The 23,584-nt window shown below is 66.9% G+C and carries 18 protein-coding genes; 7 read left to right on the top strand and 11 right to left on the bottom strand.

Annotation, left to right across the window (positions count from 1 at the left end; all coding sequences use genetic code 11):
- The first annotated feature begins 193 nt into the window (after positions 1-193).
- Together K5607_RS12270 and recD are read left to right on the top strand one after the other, a co-directional pair.
- Positions 194-3,886 carry a UvrD-helicase domain-containing protein gene (locus K5607_RS12270; protein WP_221047174.1) on the top strand — a complete coding sequence of 1,231 codons (3,693 nt, stop codon included), beginning with the start codon at positions 194-196 and terminating at the stop codon, positions 3,884-3,886.
- Positions 3,883-5,715, top strand: coding sequence for an exodeoxyribonuclease V subunit alpha (recD, locus tag K5607_RS12265; protein WP_221047173.1), 1,833 nt, complete (start codon positions 3,883-3,885; stop codon positions 5,713-5,715). Before K5607_RS12270 ends, recD begins: the two co-directional genes overlap by 4 nt.
- Here recD and K5607_RS12260 read toward each other — a convergent pair.
- The 3 genes from K5607_RS12260 to K5607_RS12250 form a co-directional block, all read right to left on the bottom strand.
- Positions 5,712-6,038 carry a hypothetical protein gene (locus tag K5607_RS12260; RefSeq protein WP_156302900.1) on the bottom strand — a complete coding sequence of 109 codons (327 nt, stop codon included), beginning with the start codon at positions 6,036-6,038 and terminating at the stop codon, positions 5,712-5,714. The two genes, recD and K5607_RS12260, sit on opposite strands and share 4 nt — an antisense overlap.
- A gap of 72 nt (positions 6,039-6,110) precedes the next feature.
- The gene (locus K5607_RS12255) at positions 6,111-6,875 is read right to left on the bottom strand and encodes an ABC transporter permease (protein ID WP_054774688.1); all 765 of its coding nucleotides are present in this window, start codon (positions 6,873-6,875) and stop codon (positions 6,111-6,113) included.
- A gap of 42 nt (positions 6,876-6,917) precedes the next feature.
- Positions 6,918-9,989, bottom strand: coding sequence for a discoidin domain-containing protein (locus K5607_RS12250; protein ID WP_221047171.1), 3,072 nt, complete (start codon positions 9,987-9,989; stop codon positions 6,918-6,920).
- Positions 9,990-10,159: 170 nt separating this feature from the next.
- Between K5607_RS12250 and K5607_RS12245 the strand changes: the two genes are divergently transcribed.
- Positions 10,160-11,920, top strand: a complete 1,761-nt coding sequence (locus tag K5607_RS12245) for an ABC transporter ATP-binding protein/permease (RefSeq protein ID WP_221047169.1) — start codon at positions 10,160-10,162, stop codon at positions 11,918-11,920.
- Here the strand turns inward: K5607_RS12245 and K5607_RS12240 are convergent.
- From K5607_RS12240 to lexA, 8 genes are all read right to left on the bottom strand, one after another.
- On the bottom strand, positions 11,917-12,132 hold the full coding sequence (locus K5607_RS12240) for a DUF1289 domain-containing protein (protein WP_221047168.1): 216 nt from the start codon (positions 12,130-12,132) through the stop codon (positions 11,917-11,919). The genes K5607_RS12245 and K5607_RS12240 overlap by 4 nt on opposite strands.
- 62 nt (positions 12,133-12,194) lie before the next feature.
- Positions 12,195-13,667, bottom strand: coding sequence for a lipopolysaccharide biosynthesis protein (locus tag K5607_RS12235; protein WP_221047167.1), 1,473 nt, complete (start codon positions 13,665-13,667; stop codon positions 12,195-12,197).
- Positions 13,668-13,748: 81 nt separating this feature from the next.
- A complete protein-coding gene (locus K5607_RS12230; protein ID WP_054774605.1) occupies positions 13,749-14,144 on the bottom strand; it encodes a sulfite exporter TauE/SafE family protein in 396 nt (131 codons plus the stop codon).
- Between the two features lie 16 nt (positions 14,145-14,160).
- Complete coding sequence (locus tag K5607_RS12225) at positions 14,161-14,526, bottom strand: VOC family protein (RefSeq protein WP_054774606.1); 366 nt, start codon at positions 14,524-14,526, stop codon at positions 14,161-14,163.
- Between the two features lie 69 nt (positions 14,527-14,595).
- Positions 14,596-17,787: an error-prone DNA polymerase gene (locus K5607_RS12220; RefSeq protein WP_246598853.1), complete on the bottom strand. Its 3,192-nt coding sequence runs from the start codon at positions 17,785-17,787 to the stop codon at positions 14,596-14,598.
- Positions 17,788-17,789: 2 nt separating this feature from the next.
- Entirely contained in the window at positions 17,790-19,289 is a 1,500-nt protein-coding gene (locus K5607_RS12215; RefSeq protein WP_221047165.1) for a Y-family DNA polymerase, read from the bottom strand.
- Between the two features lie 9 nt (positions 19,290-19,298).
- Complete coding sequence (gene imuA / locus K5607_RS12210; RefSeq protein WP_221047164.1) at positions 19,299-20,024, bottom strand: translesion DNA synthesis-associated protein ImuA; 726 nt, start codon at positions 20,022-20,024, stop codon at positions 19,299-19,301.
- Positions 20,021-20,623, bottom strand: a complete 603-nt coding sequence (lexA, locus tag K5607_RS12205) for a transcriptional repressor LexA (protein ID WP_221047163.1) — start codon at positions 20,621-20,623, stop codon at positions 20,021-20,023. The genes imuA and lexA overlap by 4 nt, the downstream gene beginning before the upstream one ends.
- A 375-nt stretch (positions 20,624-20,998) precedes the next feature.
- Between lexA and K5607_RS12200 the strand changes: the two genes are divergently transcribed.
- The 4 genes from K5607_RS12200 to K5607_RS12185 are packed head-to-tail and all read left to right on the top strand — an operon-like array spanning position 20,999 to position 23,574.
- Positions 20,999-21,556, top strand: coding sequence for a GspH/FimT family pseudopilin (locus tag K5607_RS12200; protein ID WP_054773039.1), 558 nt, complete (start codon positions 20,999-21,001; stop codon positions 21,554-21,556).
- Positions 21,557-21,594: 38 nt separating this feature from the next.
- Entirely contained in the window at positions 21,595-22,005 is a 411-nt protein-coding gene (gene pilV, locus K5607_RS12195; RefSeq protein WP_054773040.1) for a type IV pilus modification protein PilV, read from the top strand.
- A 1-nt stretch (position 22,006) separates the two neighbouring features.
- The gene (locus tag K5607_RS12190) at positions 22,007-23,059 is read left to right on the top strand and encodes a PilW family protein (protein WP_425515775.1); all 1,053 of its coding nucleotides are present in this window, start codon (positions 22,007-22,009) and stop codon (positions 23,057-23,059) included.
- Positions 23,056-23,574: a pilus assembly PilX family protein gene (locus K5607_RS12185; protein ID WP_054773042.1), complete on the top strand. Its 519-nt coding sequence runs from the start codon at positions 23,056-23,058 to the stop codon at positions 23,572-23,574. The genes K5607_RS12190 and K5607_RS12185 overlap by 4 nt, the downstream gene beginning before the upstream one ends.
- Positions 23,575-23,584: the final 10 nt, after the last annotated feature.

The following is a 23,584-nucleotide window of genomic DNA, read 5'->3' as shown; positions in this document are numbered from 1 at the left end:
CTCGGCCCGTTGCTTTCATGGCCTGAAGGCCAACCGCTTCCGCCGGCCGTTGGTTCGCCCCCGGTTTTGGCTGTTGGTTACCGACGCTCGCCGCAACGCCGGATCGAGTAGAGCCCTCGGACGCAGGGATTCGGCTTCGTCTATCGGGCACGGAATTTGACGCCGCTGCGCCCGGCTGGTACTTCTTCTTCCAATGAAGACTTTTTCACGCCTCGAGATTCACGACATCGAACTGCCCGGCCTCACCCTCATCGAGGCCGGCGCCGGCACCGGCAAGACTTGGACCATCACCGGCCTGTACCTCCGCTTGCTGCTGGAGCAGGGCTTGGACGTGGAGCAAATCCTGGTGGTCACCTACACCAAGGCGGCCACCGCCGAGTTGCACGAGCGCATCCGCCGTCGTTTGGCGGACATGCTGGCCGCTTTGCAGGCGGGCGGCAGCGAAGACGCGTTCTGCGCCGCGCTGTTGCTCGCCATGGACGAGGCGCAGCGGGACAGGGCGCGGGCGCGCTTGACCCGCGCCATCAGCGGCTTCGACGAGGCGGCCATTTTCACCATCCACGGCTTTTGCCAGCGGGCGCTCACCGACCACGCTTTCGAGGCCGGCAGCGGCTTCGAGCAGGAGCTGGTGCCCGACGAGCGGGAGTTGCTGCGGGAAGTGGTGGACGATTTTTGGCGGCGCGAGGTGTATCCGGCCGGCGGGTTGTGGGTGGATTTCCTGGCAGAGACCGGCCAAAGCCCGGACGCTTGGCTGGCGGAGATTGCGCCCCACGTGGGCAAGCCTTATCTGCGGGTGGCCGAGGGCGACGCGTGTGCCGCAGCGTTCACAGCTCCCCTGGAGCAGGCGTACGCCGAGGCAAGGGCGCTCTGGCGAGGCGAACGCGAGGCGATCATGGCCCTGCTGCTGGCCGGCGATCTGGACGGCAACAAATACCGCGCCGCGTCGGTGCCCAAATGGTGCGCCGCATTCGACGGCTATTTCGCTTCGGCCCGGCCCGGACTAAGGCTGCCGGACAATGCCGCCAAGCTGACGCCGGAAGCCTTGGCCGGCGCGGCGAAAAAAGGCCGCACCCCGCCCAGCCACGCTTTTTTCGACGCCTGCCAAGGCTTGATCGAGGCGGCGGAGGAAACCGCCGCCCGGCTCGAGGCCAAGCTGGCCGCCGGCAAAGCGCGGCTGCTGGCCTGGTGCAACGCGGAGCTGCCCAAGCGCAAGGCGGCGCTGCAAGTGCTTTCCTACAACGATTTGCTCAACTGCCTGGCCGAGGCGCTGGATGCGGAGCACGGCGCCCATCTGGCCCAGGGCCTGCGCGAGCGCTACCGGGCCGCCCTGATCGACGAGTTCCAGGACACCGATCCGGTGCAGTACCGCATTTTCGAGGCGATTTACGGCGGTTCCGGCCAGCCGGTGTTCTTTGTCGGCGACCCCAAACAGGCCATCTACAGCTTCCGCGGCGCCGACGTGTACAGCTATCTGCAAGCGCGCCATCAGGCGGAACGGCTGCATACGCTGGACACCAACCAGCGCTCCACGGCGGAGCTGATCGCCGCGGTGAACGCCTTGTTCAGCGGCCACGGTGCGCCGTTCCTGGTGGAGGACATCGATTTCCGCCCGGCGCAGGCCTCCACGCGGCCCAAGCCTTGGCTGGCGGTGGAAGGCGACGGCGGCGCGCCGTTCCGCTTCGACGTGCTGCCGCAGCCGCCTGCCGGTTCCAAGGGGGCCAAGCCCTGGAGCAAGGAGCGGGCGGCGGAGATGGCGGCGGAGTCCACGGCGGCGGATATCGCGCGGTTGCTGGGCTTGGCGCGGCAGGGGAGGGCGAGATTGGTATCCGACTCCGCTATTGCCCAGGAGCCAGCGAGGCTTGATCCCCTTTCCCTTAGGGGGACGGGTGGAGAAGGCCGTGGCTATTTAACTCCCCCTCACCCCGACCCTCTCCCGGAAGGAGAGGGAACTCGAAAACTCAACGGCGGCGACATCGCCGTGCTGGTGTCCACCCATCACCAGGGACGGCGCATGGAGTTGGCGTTGCGCGCTTTGGGAATACCCAGCGTGCGCCAGGGCCAGGACAACGTTTACGCCGGCAGCGAGGCCATGGAGCTGGAGCGGGTGCTGCTGGCCGCCGCCGAGCCGGGGCGGGAGCCGTTGGTGAAAGGGGCCTTGGCGACCGAATTGATGGGCTGGCGGGCCGGCGAGCTGTTCGCCCTGCAGCAGGACGAGGCCGCCTGGGAGGAGCAGCTGGACCGCTTCCACCGCTACCATGCCCTATGGCGCGACCACGGCTTCATGCCCATGCTGCGCGCCTGGTTCGACGAGGCCGGCGTGGCGGAGCGTCTGCTGGCCCATGGCGACGGCGAGCGGCGCTTGACCAACCTGCTGCACCTGGCCGAACTGCTGCAAGTGGAAAGCCACGAGCGGCCCGGGCTGGACGCGCTGCTGGGCTGGTTCGGCCGCAAGCTGCACCAGCCCGAGCGGGGCGAGGAGGCGGCATTGCTGCGGCTGGAAAGCGACGCGGAGCGGGTCAAGATCGTCACCGTGCACACCAGCAAGGGCTTGGAGTATCCCGTGGTGTATTGCCCTTTCCTGTGGGACGGCGGCCTGTTGCGCAAGGACGAAAGCAGCTTCGCTTACCACGACGAGCGGCAGCAGCCTTGGCTGACCTTCCAGCCCGACGATTCCACGCTGGGCACCGTCGCTCGCGAGCGCCTGGCGGAAAAGCTGCGCCTGCTCTACGTGGCCCTGACCCGCGCCAAGCACCGCTGCCAGGTGGTGTGGGGCCACGTTTCCGGTATGGAGCTGTCGGCGCTGTTCTGGCTGCTGCACGGCGGCGATTGCGTCGGCGCGGAGGATTCCCTGGCGGCGCTGGAGCGGCGGGCCAAGGCCTTGGATCACGGAGCCATCGTCGAGGCGCTGGAGCGGCTGGCGGCAGGCGCGCCCGACGCCATCGGCCTGGCGCAGGCCTCCGCCGCTGGCGAGGGTGGTCGTCCCGCCGCCGAGCCGCGCGACGGCCTGGCGGCGCAGGCTTTCACCCGCGGCGTTTTGCAGCCGGCTTGGCGCATGACCAGTTTTTCGGCGCTGTCCGCCGGCCGCCACAGCGAAGCGCCGGACCACGACGCGGCGAGCGCCGCCGCGCCGCCGCCGCCCGCCGGCGACAACATCTTCACTTTTCCGCGCGGCGCCAACGCTGGCACCTGCTTGCACGCCGTTTTCGAAAACTGGGAGTTCACTTGTCGCGAGCGTGAGCCGTTGGAGCGGTTGGCGGCCCGCAAGCTCAAGGCCTATGCCATCGACGAGAAATGGAACGCCGTGGTGGCGGCCATGGTGGATGCCGTGCTGGACGCGCCCCTGGACGGCGCGGCGCTGCGGTTGAACCGCGTGCCGGCCGGGCAGCGGCTGGTGGAGCTGGAATTCACCTTCGCCCTGCAGGGCCTGCAAGCGCGGCGGCTGCAAGCGTTGCTGGCCGACCCGGCCTACGGTTTGGCGCCGGCCTTCGTGCAGGCCGCCGGGCAGCTGGCCTTCGACGCCGCCCACGGCTACATGAAAGGCTATATCGATCTGGTATTCGCGCACGAGGGGCGTTACTACGTGGTGGACTGGAAGTCCAATTGGCTCGGCGCCAGCCCGGCCGATTATATTTCGCCGCGCCTGGAGCAGGCCGTGGCGCGCGAGCACTACTACCTGCAATACCTTATCTACTGCCTGGCCTTGCACCGTTACTTGCGGCTGCGCCAGCCGGACTACGACTATGGGCATCACTTCGGCGGCGTTTATTACCTGTTCCTGCGCGGCATCCATCCCGCTTTCCCCGGCGCCGGCATCCACGCCGACCGGCCGTCGCCGGCGCTGATCGACGCCTTGGATCGCTTGTTCGAAGGGGAGGAGGCGGCATGACGGAAACTTATTCGCCCCTGGCCGAACAGTTCGCCGCCTGCTTGGGACGGTTGCATCCGCAGGCGCCGGAATCGGTGCTGGACCTGGCCAGGCGCGTTTGCCTGGCGGTGGAAGAGGGGCATGTGTGCTTGGACTTGGCGGGTGGTTTTGGCGCTACCGATGAGCCCACAACTTCCGGTCCCCTCTCCCTCAGGGAGAGGGATAGGGTGAGGGGATTAAATGACCATGGCTTTTTAACTTCCCCTCACCCCAACCCTCTCCCTGAGGGAGAGGGAGCCGGAGGAATCATCGGCGCGCCGGGCGAGCACACCCCCTTGGTCCTGGACGGCGCGCGCCTTTACCTGGCCCGCTACTGGCATTACGAAACGCGCTTGGCGCAACAGCTGCTGCAGCGCGCGGCGTTTTGCGACGACGTGGACTTGCCCAAGCTGCGCCGGGATCTGGACCGTTTGTTCACCCACAACACCCAGCAGCCGGACTGGCAGCGGGCGGCGGCGGCCGCCGCCGTGCTGCGGCGTTTCTGCGTTATTTCCGGCGGCCCCGGCACCGGCAAAACCACCACCGTCATCCGCATCCTCGCCGCCTTGCAGTCCCAGGCCGGCGGCGGTTTGCGCATCGGCCTGGCGGCGCCCACCGGCAAGGCCGCCGCCCGCATGCAGGACGCCATCCGCGGCGCCAAGCTGAGCCTCGGCTTCGATGCCGACACCGTGGCGGCCATCCCGGAAAACGCCCTGACCCTGCACCGCCTGCTGGGCAGCCGGCCCGATTCGGTCTATTTCCGCCACAACGCCGAGCGCCCCTTGCCTTTGGACGTGCTGGTGGTGGACGAGGCTTCCATGATCGACTTGGCGCTGATGGCCAAGCTGCTGGACGCCCTGCCGCCCGGCTGCCGCTTGATCCTGCTGGGCGACAAGGACCAGCTGGCCTCGGTGGAGGCGGGATCGGTGTTCGGCGACATTTGCGCCGGCGGGCGATACAGCGACGGGTTTTTGGCTTTGCTGCGGGAGGCGGGAGCGCCTGTCGCCGCCGCCGGCGAGGGGCCAGCGTCCTCCCCTTTGTCCGACTCCATCCTGCTGCTGCGCCACTCCCACCGCTTCGCCGCCGACAGCGGCATCGGCGCCTTGGCGCGGCTGTTCAACGACGGCCAGGCCGAGCCGGCTTTGGCGCTGTTGGCGCGGGGGGAAAACGGCATCGCCTGGCAGCAGGGGCGTTTCGCCCAGTTGAAGGACGACCTGCTGCGGCGCATGGAGGAGGGATACGCCGGCTATTTCGATGCGGTGCGCCAGGGCGACGCGGCGGCGGCCCTGGCGGCCTTCAACCGCTTCCGCGCGCTCACCGCCCATCGGGAAGGGGACGGCGGCGCGGAAAACCTCAACCGGCTGCTGGAGGAGCGCCTCAAGCAGCGGCGCAATCTTAACTACCGCACGGTTTGGTATCCGGGCCGGGCGGTGATGATATCCCGCAACGATTACAACCTGCGGCTGTTCAACGGCGACATCGGCATCGCCCTGGAGGATGGCGGCCAGTTGCGGGTGTTTTTCGAGGACGGCGAGGGCCGCGTGCGCGGCTTGGCCCCCGGCCGGCTGCCGGAGCATCAGCCGGTGTACGCCATGACCGTGCATAAAAGCCAGGGCTCGGAGTTCGACGAGGTGCTGCTGGCGCTGCCCGATCAGGCCAGTCCGGTGCTCAACCGGCCGCTGGCCTACACGGCGGTGACCCGCGCCAAACAGCGGGCGGAGATCTGGGGAACGGCGGAGGCGTTGACGCGGGCCCTGGCCGCTTTGCCGGCCAGGGCTTCCGGCTTGCGCGAGCGACTGTGGGGCGGTTAGCCCTTTTTGCGTTCGCGGATGAAGGTTTCGATGTCTTCCTGCTGCTGCGGGCTGAGCTGCTTGAAGCGCAGGTCGATATGGAACATGTTGTCGCTGCCGGACAAATAGCTAAGGCTGACCGTGGCGACGGCGGAGATGGCTTGGGGTTTGCCGCCCACCAGGATTTTGAAGCCCAGCCTGATTTGGCTGCCCGCCTTGGCGGTATAGGGCACCCTGATGGTCATGCCGTGCTGGTCTATGCGATGGGCGCGGCATTGCAATATCCGGCCGTCCGGCCATTGGGTCACTACGGGCAAATCGTAAGAGAGCTGTGTAGAACTCATCGCGGGTCTTTCGGCTGAAGCGGGCGTTTGGCAACGATGACGGACTTCGCCATGGGTTGTGGCGTCTCCGCCTCAACTTTTCAAGCCCACGCCTTTGTTTAATAGGTAAAGGGCGAACACGGCCTGCGCCGCGATAAAGCCCAGGCCGATGGAAAAGGCGTGCAGCAGCGGGATGTCGCTGATCCCCAAAAAACCGTAGCGGAACGCGTTGACCATGTAGAGGATGGGATTGCCCAGGGACAGGTTGCGCCAGAATTCCGGCAGCAGGTCCACCGTGTAGAACACCCCGCCCAGGTAGACCAGGGGCGTCAGCACGAAATTGGGGATGATGGAAATGTCGTCGAAGCTGTTGGCGTAGACGGCGTTGATGAAGCCGGCCAGGGCGAACAAGGCCGAGGTCACCAGGAACACTGCCAGGGTGATGCCGTAATCGTGGATGCGCACTTCGGTGAAGCACAGGGAGATGGCCGTCACCACGCCGCCCACCGCCAGCCCGCGCGCCACGCCGCCGGTGACGTAACCGGCCAGGATCACCCAGTTGGGCACCGGCGCCACCAGCAGCTCCTCGATGTGGCGCTGGAACTTGGTGGAGTAGAACGAGGACACCACGTTGGAATAGGCGTTGTTGATCACCGTCATGAGGATCACGCCGGGCACGATGAAATCGATATAGCGGTAGCCGCCCATGTCGCCGATGCGCTCGCCCATGAGGCGGCCGAAAATCAAAAAGTACAGGGAGGTGGTCACCGCCGCCGGCAGGATGGTTTGCGGCCATATGCGGGTGAAGCGGGCGACTTCCTTGTAGACGATGGTTTGGAAGGCGATGAGGGTATTCATGGGTGAGCTATTGTAATGCCCTTTGCGCCGGCTGGGCAGCGCTCAAAACGCCATGACGACTTCCAGTGGCGCCCCGGCGCAAGCCAGCGCGACGCTGTCGCGGCCGAAATGCTCCGCCGCTTCGCCGTTCACCGTCACGCCGGACAGGGGGCGCGGCAGCGGCGGCCTTAGCGCCATCCTGACGTGCGGCGCGGCAAAATCGCCGGACAGCCGCAAGCGCAGGCGGTTTTCCCCTTCCCGGCGCAGGGTGTAGCTGAGCTTGCCGTAGCCGGTGGGCATGCCGCTCACGGCGATTTCGAAGCCGCCGTCCAGCCATCGGGCGGGAACGCCCGCCGCGATCACCAGGGTTTGCTCGGTTTCCCGCTCGTAGACGAACAGGTTGCGGAAGGCCAGCACGTACTCGGCGCCGATCCAGCTGTGGGGCACGTCGCCCAGATGGGCCGGGGTGCGGGCGTCGCGCCAGGCGATTTCCGGCCATTGGTTCCAGGCCCGGGGGCGGCGGTCGGCCAGGAAGAAGTCGAGCAGCTCGTGGGCGTCGTCGCGCCGGCCCAGGCGCACCAGGGCGTCGACGACGCGGATTTCGTAGGGGGTGTAATTGGTCCATTCCATGCCGCCGTCGCGGCGCCGGCGGAAGTGCTCCAGGTAGCGGTCGAAAGTGCGGGCGACGGCGTCGGCCGGCAAGGGGGGGCGGTCCAGGAGGCTGATGGCGTTGGCGCTGGCGGCGGGGTCGAAGTCGGCCCACTCTACCGAGCCGGGCAGGAAGTCGATGCCGCGTTGGGCCATGGTGGTTCGGATGGACTCCGCCAGGGCTTGGCGGAAGTCGGCCGCCAGCCCGGCCAGGCGCGCCGCCTCGGTGATTTGGTCCAGCGCTTGCGCCATGGCGGCGGCGTCCTCCAGGCCGCGCAAGGCCCAGAAATCGTCCCAATAGGCGTGCACCGGCTGGGCCAGGTAGCCTTCGTGGCTGACCGATTCCGGCAGCAGGCCGTAGCAGGCGCGCTTGCCTTCCGTGCGGAAGTCCTCTGTCAGGCGGCGGGCGCGCAGCGCTTCCAGATAGGCCAGCGCCCGTTGTGCCGCGGGCCACAGTTCCCGCAAAAACGCCCGGTCGCCGCTGAAGCGGTAATAGTCCCACACGGCGTGGACGAACTGGCCTTGGCTGTCGAACTCGGCCAGCCAGTCGGGGCCGTTGCGGTCCACGCAGCAGGGCACGTTGCCGTCGGCGGCGATGAAGGGCGCGTACCAGCGGGCGTAGTCCGCCGCCTCGGCGGCGCAACCCATGCGCACCAAGGCCGCCGCCATGGAGGCGCCGTCGCGGATCCAGGAGCGGATGTAGCGGCGCGGCCCCGGCTGGATGGCCGGGCCGCTGCGATTGACGAGGATGTGGGCGGCGGCGGTTTTGCAAGCCAGGTGGGCGGCTTGCGCCGCCTCGGGCAGGCGCAGCTCGATTTTATCCAGCCGGCTTTCCCAATGCCGCAGGTGGGCGGCGAGCAGCTGTTCGCCGTCGGCGTTTCCGCATCGCTCCGCCTTGGCGGCGTCCGCTGCGCCGAAAGGGATGGCCAGGTAAACATCGCGTCGCTGGCCGGGCGCCAGCTCCAGGTCGTAACGCAAGGCGCCGGAGGCGTAGCCGAATCCGTCCTCGACCAGGCCGGACGCCGGCGTTTCGCCGGCCAGCAAGGCCGCCGTCACCTGGCCCTGGTCGAAGGCGGCGGCGCCGAAGGCGGTGGGGACGGCCAGCGGGACGACGGTTTTGCCGTCGTCCACCCGTATCGTTCGGCCGTCGTAAGCCAGCCGGCGGATCGGGCTGGTGCCGCCGATTTTGCCGAAGGACTGCCAGGGCGGCGTCACCTGGAACGGCCGGATGGCGGCGAAGAAGCGCACCGGGCGGGACTCGCCGCCGACGTTCTCCAGCCGGTAGCGCACGTACAGCACCGCCTCGTCCAGCTCGCCGCCGGCGAAGGCTGTGGTGGTCAGCGTCAGGCCGTGCAGCCGCCAGACCGACGAGGGGACGGGCAGGTAGTCCCGTTCCAGCCGTTGTTCGACGGCGGCATCGGCCCAGGTCAGGAGTTTTTCGTCCAGGTACAGGAACGGTTCCAGGGAAAAGCCGCCTTCGTCCACTTCCAGCAGGCCTTCTTCGTTGAGCACGGCGCGGGTCAGCCCATGGGGCACGCCCGCCGGCGTCCAGTAGCTTTGCTCGCCGTACAGGTAGCGGGGATAGAGGCCGCGCCGGCTTTCCTGGGCCAGGTGGCGGAAAAAAGCGTCGATGGAGCGGGAATAGTCGTAAGGCTGCACCTCGATTTCGGCGATGCCGTCGCTGGCGGACCGCAGGGCCAGGCGGACGAAGCGCGCCGTGCATTGGGGCAGGTAGACGGGGCTGCGCCGGCCTTGGGCCTGCGGCGCTTGGTAAGCGCTGCGCCAATGGTTGCCGTCGGCGGAAATCTGCACTTCGAACGGGGCGGCCCGGGACGCCCAATCGACGGCCAGGCCGCCGAATTCCCGCTCCTCGCGGAAGTCCACCAGCAGCCAGGGGGCGGCGTCGGCGGGATCCGGCCGCCAGTGGCTGTCCTTGCGGCCGTCCATGGCGCAGCCGGCGTCGTGTCCGGGCAGGGCGCTGGAGGCTTGCAGCAAGGGTGTTTCGCGGATGCTGTGGTCCTCCAGCCGCAAGTCCGCCAGCCAGACGCTGCCCTTGCCGCCGGGGGGCGCGGCGATGACGATTTCGATGGCGCCGATTCGTTGCGCCGGGCCGCTGCCGGCCGGTCCCCAAGCGAAGTCGATCTGGCTGCTGCGGATTTTCAGCGCGCGCCAGTCGCAGGCGAAATCGAAGCCTTCCTGTTGGTAGCGCCAAACGTTGTGGCCGCCGGGGTCCACCAGCTTGAATTCGAACTTGTTGGGCGGGGCGGCGCCGCGCAGGCGGAACGTGAAGGCGTAGGCTTCCGGCAAGGATAGGTCGATCGGCTTGCGCGCCACCACGAAGCCGCCGCCGTCGCCGAAGTCGAAGTCCAGCCGCAGGGCGTGGCCGTCCGCTTCCGTTGCTCGGGAGATGTCCAGCCGCGCCTGGCCCGAGGTGACCGCGGTCCAATCGGCGACGGATGCGAAGTCGTCCAAAACCTGGCTTTTCATGGCGTCGGCCCCTGTTGCGCGGTATGGTGTCACGACACGGTACCGGCGATTGGGTAGCCGTTCAAGCGTCAGGCGTCGAAATGGCCGGGCGATTAGCGGGATTTCGGCAATAATTAGCCGCGGCGGCGTGTATCGGCGCATCGCCCGACGATAACGAAAATGGTGTACACATGGATCCGCAACAAATTCCCTATCTGCATATCGATCAAACGACCTGGCGACGCCTGGCCGGAGAAGTAAAAGCTTTCGCCGCCTCGGAAGTGGGCGGCCGGGCGAAAGGGTTTTTCATGCTGCTGTTGGCGTTGCTATTGGCGATCAGCGGGTTGAACGTGTTCGGCAGTTATGTGGGCCGCGATTTCATGACCGCCATCGAGCATCGCGACAAAAGCGGCTTCATCGGACAGGCGCTGATTTATGTGGGCGTGTTCGCCGCTTCCACGGCGGTGGGCGCCTATTTGCGTTTCTACGAGGAGCGCTTGGGGCTGACCTGGCGGGAATGGCTGACCAAGCGCTTGGTCGATCAATACCTCAGCCACGGCATCTATTACCGCTTGGAATCGGAAGGCGAGCTGGAGAATCCCGACCAGCGCATCGCCGAAGACGTGCGCGTGTTTACCGCCACCACGCTGTCGTTCGTGCTGATGATCTTCAACAGCAGCATCACGGTGCTGGCTTTCTCCGGGGTGCTGTGGAGCATCAGCCCGACCTTGTTCGTCGTGGCGGTGCTGTACGCGGTGGGCGGCTCCTACGGCATGTTCGTGCTGGGACGCTCCCTGGCCGGCTTGAATTACCGCCAGCTGGACAAAGAGGCCAACTTCCGCGCCGAATTGATCCATGTGCGGGAAAATGCCGATTCGGTGGCCCTGTTGCACCGGGAGGAGCGGCTGAAGGCCCGCTTGCGGCGGCGCATCGACGATTTGGTCGGCAATTTCACCAACATCATTTTCGTCAACCGTAAGTTGGGCTTCTACAGCATCGGCTACAACTACCTGGTGCAGATCATCCCGGCCCTGGTGGTGGCGCCGCTGTTCATCGGCGGCGCAGCGCCCTTCGGCGTCATCGCCCAATCGGCCATCGCCTTCGTCCACCTGGTCGGGGCGTTTTCCCTCATCGTGACCAACTTCCCGTCCCTGTCTTCCTACACCGCCGTGGTGGCCCGGTTGGGTTCGCTGCGCGAGGCGGTCGAGGGCGGCGCCGGCATCGCCGCTTGCGGCGCCGGGGAGCCGGAGGCCATCGAGGTCTGCGAATGCGGCGAGGGCGACCGCTTGGAATACGAGGGCTTGACCCTGCTGTCGTCCCAGGACGGCCGCTGCCTGGTGAAGGATCTGACGGTCGTCATCCCCTACGGCACTCGCCTGTTGGTGGTGGGGCCCAACGAAGAAGCCAAGCAAGCGCTGTTCCGGGCGACGGCGTCCATGTGGGCCGACGGCTCGGGCAAGATCGTCCGCCCCGAGCCGACGCAGCTCTATTTCTTGCCGGAGCGGCCTTATATGCCGCCGGGCACCCTGCGGGACCTGCTGATTCGCACCGGCACCGAAGCGAGCGTGACGGAAGAGCGCATCGTGGACACGCTGCGCAGCCTCAAGCTGGAGCCGGTGCTGAAGCGGGTGGGTGGTTTCGACACGCAGCAGGACTGGGACGACGTGTTGTCCCTCAGCGAGCAACAGCTCATGGCGTTCGCCCGCCTGTTCCTGGCCGCGCCGCGCTTTGTGTTTTTGGACCGCATCAGGACCACCCTGGACTTGGACGGCGAAGCCATGGTGTTGAAGCTGCTCAAGGAAAGCGCCATCACTTACCTGTCCCTGGGTCGCAGCCGCCACGGCAAGCGCGACAGCGACGACAAGCTGAAGAACTACGATGCCGTGCTGGAGCTGGCCGAGGACGGTTCCTGGGCGTTGCGGCGGGTCAAGGGCGGCGAGATCGTCGCCTAAGCGCTGTCCCCCCAGGGCGGGGCGGCGTCGCGGCTGCGGGCCCGGCGGCGCTGCTCGGCCTTGCGCAGGATGTCCCGGCGGACATCGTCGTCGGCCTCCTGCCAGCCGGTGATTTCCGCCAGCGCGCGAAAGCAGCCCAGGCAGATGTCCGTGCTGTCTAGGCAGCAGTTGCGGACGCAGGGGGAGGGGACGCGCTGGGTCGGGGTATGCATGGCTGGCCTGCGGAGGTTCTTAAGGGGGATCAGGGGCGCGGGATCGGGCTCGAATCTTCCATCTACGCGGCCTTCTGCCGCCGCCACAAAGGCCTGATGTCCGCCAGTCCTGCCACCAGCAGATAAACTCCCAGTCCCAGTGTGCCGCTCAGCCAGGGCGTCCAGCCCTGCCGTTCCACCGCGTAGGCGTTTGCGCCGTACAACGCCAGTCCCAGGGCCAGATAGCCCAGCACCTTGCCCAGGTCGTAACGCACCGGGTAGTAGCGTTGGCCCAGGCCGTAAGAAACCAGCGCCATGGAGGCGTAGCAGGCCAGGGTGGCCCAGGCCGAGCCCAGGTAGCCGTAGAGCGGTATCCACCAGACGTTGAGCGCGGCGGTCAGGGCCGCGCCCCCCAAGGACACCCAGGCGCCCAGGCCGGTGCGGTCGCTGAGTTTGTACCAGATGGACAGGTTGACGTAGACGCCGAGGAACAAATTGGCCAGCAGCAGGATGGGCACCACGGCCAGGCCCTCGCGGTATTCCGCGCCGATGAAGTATTTGAAGAAATCCAGGTACAGCGTCACCAGCAGGAAGATGAACACGCAGAACATGACGAAGTAATTCATCACCACGGCATAGGCTCGCTTGGCGTCGGCGCGGCCGGCGTAGGAGAAGAAGAACGGTTCGCCGGCGTAGCGGAAGGCCTGCACGAACAGGGACATGAGGATGGACAGCTTGTAGCAGGCGCCGTAGATGCCGAGCATCTTCAGGTTGGTGGCGAGGTCGTAGGGCAGCAGGAACTTGAGGATGGCACGGTCCAGCATTTCGTTGACCATGCCGGCGAAACCGATCACCACCATGGGCAGGGAATAGGCCAGCATGGGCTTCAAAACGGCGGGACTCAGGCACAGCGGCACGCCGCGGAATTGCGGCAGCAGCAGCAGCAGCTTGCAGCCGCTGGCGGCCAGGTTGGCAAGGAAGATGTAGCCCACGCCGATGGCCGGGTCATATAGGCTGGCGGCCCAGGAGCCGGCTTCCGCCCGGCGGCAGTAGAGCAGGAAGAACAGGTTGAGGGCGATGGTCAGGCCGATTTCCGTCAGCTTGATGCCGGCGAAGCGCCAGGCGCGGTTTTCGCTGCGCAGCCGGGCGAAGGGCAGGGCGGTGACGGCGTCCAGGGCCAGGATCGCGGCGAACCACAGCAGGTATTCGGGATGGTCCGGATAGCGCAGCCAGTCCGCCAGCGGTGCGTGGAACACGGCGACGGCGCCGACGAACGCCAGGCTGGTGAGCGTCAAAAAGCCCAGGGCGCCGGCGTAGACCCGGGCCGGGTCCATGTCGTCGCGCTGGCGGAAGCGGAAATAGCCCGTCTCCAGGCCGAAGGCCAGCAGCACGGCGAAAAAGCCGGCGTAGGCGTAAAACTCCGACACCACGCCGTATTCGCCGGCGGTGTAGGTATAGGTGTAGAGCGGCACCAGCAGGTAGTTGAGGAAGCGGCCGACGATGCTGCTGAGGCCGTAGATGGCGGTTTGGGAGACGAGTTGGCGCAGGGGGCTCAAGGTGCAGGGGTTCCGCAGGGTCAGAGGCCCACATTGTATTCGCAGCGGAGGGGGAAGGCGAAAAGGCTTGGCGCGGCGCGCTCAACCTGAATGCGCCAGGGATTGCACCGCGCCGAAAACCACGTAACAACCCAATCCCAGCAGGAACAGGCCGAACCCCAGCCGCAAATGGGGGCCGCTGAGCTGGTTGGCCAGCAGCGCGCCGATCCAGCCGCCCAGCAACAGCGCCACGGCCATGATGAGGGCGGCCGGCAAATCCACTTGGCCTTGGCGGTAGTATTCGATAACCGCGCCCAGTCCCACCGGCGGCAGCAATACGGCCAAGCTGGTGCCGATGGCGGAATGCTCGGAGAAGCCGGCCAGGTAAATCAACGCGGGCACGATCAACACGCCGCCGCCGATGCCGAACAAGCCGGAAGCCACGCCGGCCGCCAGGCCGATGCAGACGAATAGGATGAAGGGGGCTGGCGTCGTCACGGTTGGGCCTTTTCCGTCAGGTTCGGGTAAGCAGTTCCAGCAGGTGGCCGTTGGGATCGCGGAAGTATACGCCCCGGCCGCTTTTCCAATCGTTGAGCAGGCCGTTTTCCGTATGCCAAGGGTCGCTGCCGTAGGGGATGCCGGCGGCCTTCACCCGCTCCAGGATGGCGTCGAATTCGTCGTCGCCGACGTGGAAGGCGTAGTGGTGGCGCTCGAAAGCGGCGGCGATGTCGAAATCGAAGGTCAACGTGTCGTTGATGCGTACCGGCGCGAAATGCCCTTGCGGGCCTTGGTACGGCAAGCCGAAGAGGCCGGCGAACCAGCGCGCCGAGGCGTCGTTGTCGTGGGCGGGGACGATGGTGTGATTCAGTACGATGGCCATGGGCGCCTCCAGTGGCCCATTAGACAACGGGGCGGGCCATAGGTTGCCGTCGTTCAAGCCGGCCGGGCGTCAGCGGAAATCCCGCGAAGTCGTTTGCAGTCGTCCCAGCTGGCCGCTGTAGTCGTAGAGCTTTTCCGCCACCAGGTGCGCCACGGGGCCTTGCCGTTCCAGCGTTCCCGCCACGCCCAACAGGCTGGCGCCCAGCAGCTCGCGCCGCTGGCGCTCGGCCAGGTCCGGCCGGACGATGACGTTGATGTAGCCGGTTTCGTCCTCCAGGGTGACGAAAATGACGCCGGCGGCGGAGCCGGGGCGTTGGCGGTGGGTGACGAGGCCGGCTGTTGCCGTGCGGCTGCCGTCGGGCAGGCTGCGCAGCTTGGCGGCGGTTTGGACGCCGCGCCGGTAAAAGCGCGGGCGCAGCAGGGCGAGGGGATGGGCGCCCAGGGTAAACCCCAGGCTGGCGTAGTCGGCGACGATGTCCTGGCCTTCCGTGGGCGCTTCGAAGCCGGGCAGGGTTTCCTGGATGGGCGCGTGCTCCAGCAAGCCAACCCGTTGTTCCACGCCGGCCGCCAGCCAATAGGCGTTGCGGCGGTGGCCGGCGAGGGATTGCACGGCGCCGGCGGCGGCCAGGGCTTGCAGCTCGCGCCGGTCCAGGGCGGCGGCTTGGGCGAGGTGGGCCAGGCTGGTGAAGATTACGCCGCCTTCACCCCCGCCGGCCCCGCTTGCCGAGAGGGCATTGCGGGCGGCGGCGATGCGGCGGCCGGCTTCCGGCGACAAGCCTTTGACCAGGCACAGGCCTAGCCGCACCGCCGGCAGGAGCGGGCCCTGCCCGCGACCGTCGCGGCCGGGCGCCGCTGCTACGGGCTCCAACGAACACTTCCAGCCGCTCGCCGACACATCCGCCGGCAACACGGTCACGCCGTGGCGCTTGGCGTCCTGGATCAACTGCGCCGGGGCGTAGAAGCCCATGGGCTGGCTGTCGAGCAGGGCGGCGAGGAAGGCGGCCGGCTCGTGGCATTTGAGCCAAGCGGAGACATAGACCAACAGCGCGAAGCTGGCGGCGTGGGATTCGGGGAAGCCGTATTCGCCGAAGCCCTGGATTTGCCGATAGAGCTGCTGGGCGAAGCGGTCCGAATAGCCGCGCTCCTTCATGCCGTCGATGAGCTTTTGGCGGAATTTTTCCAGCTCGCCGTGGCGGCGCCAGGCGCCCATGGCGCGGCGCAGCTGGTCCGCCTCCCCCGGCGTGAAGCCGCCGGCCACCACCGCCAGTTGCATCACCTGCTCCTGGAAAATCGGCACGCCCAGGGTGCGCTCCAGCACGGTTTTCACCGCCTCGCTGGGATAAGCGATTCGTTCCAGGCCTTGGCGGCGTTTCAGGTAGGGATGCACCATGCCGCCCTGGATCGGGCCGGGGCGGACGATGGAGACTTCGATCACCAGGTCGTAGAAGTTGCGCGGCCTCAAGCGCGGCAGCATGGCCATCTGGGCGCGGGACTCCACCTGGAACACGCCGAGGGTGTCGGCGGCGGAGATCATGCGGTAGACGGCCGGGTCTTCCGGCGGGATATCGGCCAGGGTAAAGGGCTGGCCGCGGCGGGCGCTCACCAGCTCCAGGGCGCGGCGGATGGCGGACAGCATCCCTAGGGCCAGCACGTCCACTTTCAGCAAACCCAGGGCGTCCAGGTCGTCCTTGTCCCACTGGATGACGGTGCGGGCCGCCATGGCGGCGTTTTCCACCGGCACCAGCCGCGACAAGGGGCCGCGCGAGATGACGAAGCCGCCCACGTGCTGGGACAGGTGGCGCGGGAAGCCGCGCAGCTCGTCGGCGATGCTGGCCCAGCGCCGGACTACGGGGCTTTGCGGGTCCAGTCCGGCTTCGACGAAGCGTTGCCGGAGGTCGTCCGGACCGTCCCACCAGGCGATGGATTTGGCGACGCGGTCCACTTGGGTCAGTTCCAGTCCCAGCGCCTTGCCCACGTCGCGCAGGGCGCTGCGCGGCCGGTAGCTGATGACGCAGGCGGCCAAGGCGGCGCGGTCGCGGCCGTATTTGCCGTACAGGTATTGGATGACCTCCTCGCGCCGCTCGTGCTCGAAATCCACGTCGATGTCCGGCGGCTCGCCCCGCTCGCGGGAAATGAAGCGCTCGAACAGCAGGTTGCCGCGCGCCGGGTCCACTTCGGTTATGCCTAAGCAATAACACACCGCCGAATTGGCGGCGGAGCCGCGCCCCTGGCAGAGGATGCCGCGGGAGCGGGCGTAGCGGACGATGTCGTAGACGGTGAGGAAAAACGGCTCGTATTGCAGTTCGGCGATCAGGGCCAGTTCGTGCTCGATCTGTGCCCGCACCTTGCCGGGTTCGCCGTGGGGAAAGCGCTGTCGCAAACCTTCCTCGGTGATGCGGCACAAATAGCCGCTGGCCGTCTCGCCTTGCGGCACCAGCTCTTCCGGGTATTCGTAGCGCAGTTCGTCCAGGGAAAAGGCACAGCGTTCGGCGACTCTCAGGGTTTCCGCCAGCAGTTCCGGCGGATAGAGCCGCGCCAGTTTGCCGCGGCTGCGTAGGTGGCGTTCGGCGTTGCGCTGCAGGGCGTAGCCGGCTTGCGCCAGGGTGGTTTTGTGGCGGACGGCGCTGAGGGTGTCTTGCAGGATCTTGCGGCGGCGGACGTGCATATGCACATCGCCCGCCGCCGCCAGGGGCAGGCCGCTGGCCTGGGACAACCGCCGCAGCTGATCCAGTTGGACGGCCGGGTCTTGTTCCAGCAGCAACTCGGCGGCGATCCAGGCGCGGCCGGGGAAGCGTTCGGCCAGCCAGCGGGCGTCATCGTAGGGTGCGCATTGCGCACCATCGAGCGCCGTTAAGGTGCGCAATGCGCACCCTACGGAATCGGCGGCGGGGATCAGCAGCGCCAGGCAATCGGCCAAGCCCGGTTCCAAATCCGCCATTTCCAGCCGGTAGCCGCCTTTGTTTGCGCGGCGCCGGCCCAGGCTGACGAGTTGGGACAGGTTGCCGTAGCCCTCGCGGTTTTGCGCCAGCAGTACCAGCTTGGGGCCGTCCGCCAGTTGGATTTCGCTGCCGACAATGAGTTTGATCCCCAGAGGTTTGGCGGCGGCGTGGGCGCGCACCACGCCGGCCAGGGAGCATTCGTCGGTGATGGCCAGCGCGCTGTAACCCAGTTTGTCGGCCCGCTCCGTCAACTCCTCCGGGTGCGAGGCGCCGCGCAGGAAGGTGAAGTTGGACAGGCAGTGCAGTTCGGCGTAGGCGGCCATGCTCAGGCGAACAGGCCGTGGAGAAACCAGTCGTCGCCTTCCCGGTATACCCATACCCGGCTGCCGGCCGGCGTTTGCGCCAGGTAGTAGTCGCGCGCCGCGGGCGCTTCGTCCCACCAGCCCGCTTCGATGCGCTCCGGGCCGGCCAGCAGGGCGAGGGGGCCTTGCCAGTGCGGCCGGCCCGCGGTTTGCGTTAAGGCTTGCGGTGCGGGCAGCAGCCAAGCGGGGCGCGGCGTCGCCCCGGTAGGAGCCGCTCCGGCGACAAGGAGTGGATTTCGAGTGCTTAGGCCGGGGCCTGAATCTTTAATTTCCCCGGCACCCTTTGTCGGGGAAGGAATGGACGGTTCTTTTGTGCGCCACGCCCGTTCCGGCCGATGGTCGGCGTGCGGGGCCAGGCCGGCGACGGCGTGGCGCCCCAGCCTTTCCCGTAGGCGTTCGATAAGTTGCCAGCGGCCTTCCTCGGTCGGGCCGCCGTCGAACAGCGGACGATTGGCGCTGGCCATGGTCTGCAACTCCAGCGTTTCCAGGGCGATGGCCTGCACCGGTGCGGCCAGTTCCAGTTGTCCCAGGCGTTCTTGCAGCAAGCCGGTGAGATGGTTCAGGTCGCGGCTGGGAGCGATGAGTCCCCAAACCAATTCCGTGGGATCGCCATCGCGATGGCTTAGTCCGAGGCGCAAGCGCCGTACCCCGGCGCAGCGGCTTTCCAGGAAACCGGCCAGTTCCGTCAGCAGGCGGCGGGCGGCGAACAGCAGGGCTTCGGCGTATTCCGCCTCGAACGGCAGCTCCAACCGGGCGGCGTAGCGGGAAGGCGGTGCGTAATAGGGGCGAGGATCGGCTTTGTCGCCGAACGCCCGATCCAACTCGTCCAGAAGGCCGGGGCCGGCGCGGCGGGCCAGGCCGTCGCGCGGCAGGGCGCGGCAATCGCCCAGCGTGGTCGCGCCGATTTTCTCCAGCAGATTCAAGACGGCGGCGGGTTGTTCCAATAGGGCCGCCGGCAGGGTCCGCAAGCTGGCGGCCAGTTCGGCGGCGGTGGTCGGCGTCGACTCCTGGCCGGCGCGGGCCAGCAGCCAGGCGCCGTGGGGCGTGGGAGCCGTCGCGGCCACGGCGAAGTAGCCCAGTGCGGCCAAATCGTTCCGCACTTCCCGCAGCAAGGCGTCCAGGCCGCCGAACAGGTTGAGACTCTGGGCGAGTTGCAGCAGCAGGCCGTCGGGCGTTTGCAGGCTGACTTCCGGCGTGTAGCGGCCGGCCCAGCCGGCCAGCTGCTCCAGCGCCCGGGTTTCGGCGGCGGCGTCGCGGGGGCGGACGACGAGGCCGGGCAGCACCGCCCAGGCGGCGGCCAGGGCCATGCCGGGCCGTATCCCGGCCAAGCTGGCGTCCAGGTTGCAGGCGGCGATGCGTGGACGTGCCGTGCCTTCGCTGACGGCCAGGGGCGTTGGCGTGGCGGCGCTGCGGGACCACAGGTCCAGGGGCAGGGTGGGAAAGCGTAGGGCTAGCCACAGCATGGCTGGCCTTTAATGGTGCGGAACGAGGCGGAGCTTTCCGGCCCTGGCGGCTCGCATGCCGCCGCCCGCCGGCGAGGCTTGGGCTGTGCCGATGGATTCGCCGTTTTTTCCCCGCGTGCGGGCGGGCAGGTCCAGCAGCAAAGGCGCCGACACGTTGCCGCCGCGCCGCTTGAGGATGCGGATTTTCAGGCGGCCATCGGCCGGCTCCAGGGCCAATCGCAGGGCGGCGGTGGAGGCATTGGCGGCGGTCCGCAGGGGGCGGAACAGCAGGCTGACGGCCCGGCCTTCCTCGGCGGCCAGTTGCAAGCGGCGTAAAGCCTTGCCGTCCAGGGTCGCCGGCCAGCCCAGCACGGCGGAGCAGGCGCCGGAACGCAGCGCCTGTTCCAACGCCCATAGGGCGTCGGTGTGGTTGTCTGGCCGCAGCCATAGCAGGCGTTCCATTTTCAGGCCGGCGGCGGCCAGGGCTGGGGGGTAGGGGATGTAGGGCGGCGCCACCCAGGCCAACCAGCGGTCTTCCGAGCTCAGGCGCGCCAGGGCCGGCAGCAGCAGGCGCAGTTCGCCCACGCCGGGGTGCTCCAGGAGGATTTCCGTCAAGGCGCCGGTGGGCCAGCCGCCGCCGGGCAGCTGTTCGTCCAGCACGGCATAGCCGCTGGGCACGCTGGGCTGCGCCGTTTCCGCGCAGGCGTTGCCGCGCCAGAGACCGGGCGTTTGCAGCAGGGCGTCCAGGGCTTTCATAAAGGGTCGCCGTTGCGCAGCAGGCCCACCGCCAGTCCCTCGATTTCCAATGCCTCCCGCTCCAGGTCGATGACGATGGGGGCGAAGTCGGGGTTTTCCGGCAAAAGCTCCACCCGGCTGCCTTGCCGGCGGAAGCGTTTCACCGTGACTTCGTCGCCCATGCGCGCCACCACGATCTGGCCGTCGCGGGCTTCCGCCGTGCGGTGCACGGCCAGCAGGTCGCCGTCCAGGATGCCGGCGTCGCGCATGCTCAGGCCGCGCACCCGCAGCAGGTAGTCGGCGCGGGGCTTGAACAGGCCGGGATCGAGCCGGTAATGGGTTTCGATATGCTGCTCCGCCAGGATGGGGCTGCCCGCCGCTACCCGGCCCACCACCGGGATGCCGGCCGGCTGTTTGAGCTGGATGCCGCGCGAGGCGCCGGGCAAGAGTTCCACATACCCCTTGCGCGCCAGCGCACGCAAATGGTCTTCGGCGGCGTTGGCGGAGCGGAAGCCCAGGATCTTGGCGATTTCCGCCCGTGTGGGTGGCAGGCCGGTGTCGGCGACGGCGTCGCGGATCAGCCGCAGGATTTGCGCTTGGCGTTCGGTGAGGTCCTTCATGGCTGTCTGCGATACTGTTTTTATATACAGTACATGACGGCGGCGAACTTGTGAAGGATCGATCGCTTTCGGGAAATTTTCCCAACTTTATGGGAGGTTACATTTTTGCGTGTTTTATCCCGTATTTTTGCGGCCGGAGCTTGTTAGCATTAGTAGAACTAATGAGAGAATGTGCCGGTAAGCGCGGGCTGCCGGCCGTTTTAGCGAAGAAGCCCCCTGCGCGGTGATTCATGGTATGCCGTTTTAGTAGTATTCTCACCGCGTTCGTGTGATGGTGCCGGTGTTGCGATCAGTGGGGACGGCTTGTCGATCGCGGTGCTAACGATAAGATTTTATTGATGTGTTGGCGAAGGCTTTGCTGGTCGGAGGTGGGCGATGCGGAATGAAACACGGAGCGCGCCGGTTTGGTTCGCCAGCAAAGGGGTCAGCTTGATCGAACTCATGGTTGCGCTGGCGATTTTGGCCATCCTGGTATCGCTCGCCATGCCGAGTTTTCGCGACACCAGCAATGCCAGCCGGGCGGTCGCCATGGCCAACGAGCTGGTGGCTGCACTTAATCTCGCCCGTTCCGAGGCGGTCAAACGCGGCGTGCCGGTGACGGTTTGCAAAACCGCCGATCCGGATGCTAGCGCTCCCAGTTGCGCCTCCGGGGGGGATTGGACCAGCGGATTGCTGGTTTTCACCGATGGCGGCGTGCAGGGCAGCGTCGACGGCACCGATACCCGCTTGCGCGTCAAACAGCCGTCCGGCCGCGTCGGCAGCGTCGTCGGCGACGCCAATTTCTCCGATTTCGTGACGTATTTGCCCAGCGGCGCCAGCCAAGGCAGCGGCGGGTCGGCCAGCGGCACTTTGACCATTTGCGTGGGGAATAGCCAGCGTAGCGTGGCGGTCAGCGGCACTGGAAGAGTCCGTGTCGACAAGGGGGCATGCTGATGGCGCGCCGATTCGGTCCAGAGGGGCAGCTTGGGTCTATGGCCCGCGAGCGCGGATTCACCATGATCGAAGTGCTGGTGAGCATGCTGGTGCTCGCCCTCGGGCTGTTGGGAAATGCCGGGATGATCACCAACTCCCTGCGCCAGAACAACTCGGCCTATATGCGCAGCGAGGCCACTTTCTTGGCCTACGAGATCATCGAGTGCATGCGCGCCAATCGCGCCGCCGCCATGCTGGGCAGTTACAACACCGGGCTGGGCGGCGTCGCCGCCAGTTCGTCCGTGGCGGGCACGGATTTGGCTTATTGGAAAGCCACGCTGTCCAGTTCGCTACCGGCAGGCGATGGCGCGGTGGCCGTCGATATGGCGGGCAATGTCACCGTCACCGTGCAGTGGGACGACAACCGCGACGGCGTGCCCGTCGTATTTAGCACGCAGAGCTTGATTTAACATGCGCCCCTCATTCGCCAAGGCTTGTCGCGGGGTGTCTTTAGTCGAGCTCATGATAGCCATGACCTTGGGCATGATGCTCGTGGCGGTTATCGGTTACGCGTTTATGGGCGCGCGGCAAACTTTCCGTACCATGGATACGCTTTCCCGCATGCAGGAAAATGCGCGTTTCGTATTCGAGGGGATCGCCTACGACTTGCGCATGGCCGGATCGACCGGCTGCTCCAGCGCCACCCAGGCGAACGTCCTCAATAATCCCGGCGATTGGGACAAGAACCTGTTCGGCCAGCCGCTGATCGGCTACGAGGAAAGCGGCGGCGCCTACCCCACCGGGGTGTCCGGCAGCGTGCTGCGTGGCGATGCCCTCACCGTGCTGCGCGCCGCCAGTCCGGAATATATCGTCGCCAGTCACAATCCCAACGCCGCGCAACTGCAGCTGACGGCCAACCACGATATTCAGCAAGGCGAAATCCTGGTCATCACCGACTGCTCCCACGCGGCGGTGTTTCAGATGACCAATGTGAATAACAACGGCACTATCAGCACCGTCGTCCACAACACGGGCGCCGCCACCTCTCCCGGCAATTGCACCAAAGGTTTGGGCAGCCCGGTTCCCGCCCCCTGTACCGCCAACGGCACCGCATACACTTTTCCCCCGGGGTCGCGGATTTTGCGCTTGAGCGCGGTGACTTACTACGTCCGCAACAACGACTTCAACGAGCCGTCGTTATACCGGGAAAAACTCGCGGCAGCCGGCGGCAACGCTTCCGACGCGCCGGAGGAAATGGTGGAGGGCGTGGAGGATATGCAAATCACCTATGGCGAAGACACCACCGCCGACCATTCCGTGGACGACTACGTGACGGCCGATGCCGTGGGTAACTGGGCCAACGTGCTGAGCGTGCGGATCAGCCTGCTTATGGTGAGCCGCCAGGGAGAGAACATCACCAGCGCGCCGCAGACCTATACCTATAACGGCGCTACGGTGACTCCCGCCGATCGATTGATGCGCAAGGTGTTTACTTCCACCATCACTTTGAGGAATCGGCTATGAAACGTCGCTTCGCAATCAAAGGGGGCTCGCCGCGCGAGCAGCGCGGCGCGACGCTCATGGTCGCCATGGTGTTCATGGGCATCTTGGCCGTGCTCGGCGCCAGCGCCGCCACCAACACCGGTCTGCAAGAGCGTATGGCCGGCAATTCCCGCAACCGGGATTTGGCTTTCCAGGCGGCGGAAGCGGCCCTGCAGGACGCCGAGAATACTTTGACCGCCTGGCGCGTTTCCGCCTTTGACGGCAGCGCGGCCGGGCTGACCGTCTACGACGCAACCCGTGCCAACGACGCGGTTTATTGGGGCGACATGGCTAATTGGGCGAGCTACAAGACCCCCGCCTACAACTTGAATCAAGTGGCGGAGCAGCCCCGCTACGTGGTGGAAAAAATGCCTTGTGTCAGCAATACGGAACACTATCGGGTGACCGCCCGCGGCGTCGGCGGCGACAGCAACGCGGTCGTGGTGTTGCAAGCCGTTTACTCCTACACCCCGAACCCCGGCCCTTGTCTGCCTTAACTTGGAGGAA

The sequence above is a fragment of the Methylogaea oryzae genome (assembly GCF_019669985.1).
Classification (GTDB): Bacteria; Pseudomonadota; Gammaproteobacteria; order Methylococcales; family Methylococcaceae; genus Methylogaea; species Methylogaea oryzae.
The sequence above is the reverse complement of the archived record's forward strand: the minus strand, read 5'-3'. Positions and strand labels throughout refer to the sequence as shown.

Bases quoted from the DNA above. Each gene is read 5' to 3' on its own strand.
- K5607_RS12270 (WP_221047174.1), top strand. From the start codon at position 194: ATGAAGACTTTTTCACGCCTCGAGATTCACGACATCGAACTGCCCGGC.
- recD (WP_221047173.1), top strand. From the start codon at position 3,883: ATGACGGAAACTTATTCGCCCCTGGCCGAACAGTTCGCCGCCTGCTTG.
- K5607_RS12260 (WP_156302900.1), bottom strand. From the start codon at position 6,038: ATGAGTTCTACACAGCTCTCTTACGATTTGCCCGTAGTGACCCAATGG.
- K5607_RS12255 (WP_054774688.1), bottom strand. From the start codon at position 6,875: ATGAATACCCTCATCGCCTTCCAAACCATCGTCTACAAGGAAGTCGCC.
- K5607_RS12250 (WP_221047171.1), bottom strand. From the start codon at position 9,989: ATGAAAAGCCAGGTTTTGGACGACTTCGCATCCGTCGCCGATTGGACC.
- K5607_RS12245 (WP_221047169.1), top strand. From the start codon at position 10,160: ATGGATCCGCAACAAATTCCCTATCTGCATATCGATCAAACGACCTGG.
- K5607_RS12240 (WP_221047168.1), bottom strand. From the start codon at position 12,132: ATGCATACCCCGACCCAGCGCGTCCCCTCCCCCTGCGTCCGCAACTGC.
- K5607_RS12225 (WP_054774606.1), bottom strand. From the start codon at position 14,526: ATGGCCATCGTACTGAATCACACCATCGTCCCCGCCCACGACAACGAC.
- K5607_RS12220 (WP_246598853.1), bottom strand. From the start codon at position 17,787: ATGGCCGCCTACGCCGAACTGCACTGCCTGTCCAACTTCACCTTCCTG.
- K5607_RS12215 (WP_221047165.1), bottom strand. From the start codon at position 19,289: ATGCTGTGGCTAGCCCTACGCTTTCCCACCCTGCCCCTGGACCTGTGG.
- imuA (WP_221047164.1), bottom strand. From the start codon at position 20,024: ATGAAAGCCCTGGACGCCCTGCTGCAAACGCCCGGTCTCTGGCGCGGC.
- lexA (WP_221047163.1), bottom strand. From the start codon at position 20,623: ATGAAGGACCTCACCGAACGCCAAGCGCAAATCCTGCGGCTGATCCGC.
- K5607_RS12200 (WP_054773039.1), top strand. From the start codon at position 20,999: ATGCGGAATGAAACACGGAGCGCGCCGGTTTGGTTCGCCAGCAAAGGG.
- pilV (WP_054773040.1), top strand. From the start codon at position 21,595: ATGGCCCGCGAGCGCGGATTCACCATGATCGAAGTGCTGGTGAGCATG.
- K5607_RS12190 (WP_425515775.1), top strand. From the start codon at position 22,007: ATGCGCCCCTCATTCGCCAAGGCTTGTCGCGGGGTGTCTTTAGTCGAG.
- K5607_RS12185 (WP_054773042.1), top strand. From the start codon at position 23,056: ATGAAACGTCGCTTCGCAATCAAAGGGGGCTCGCCGCGCGAGCAGCGC.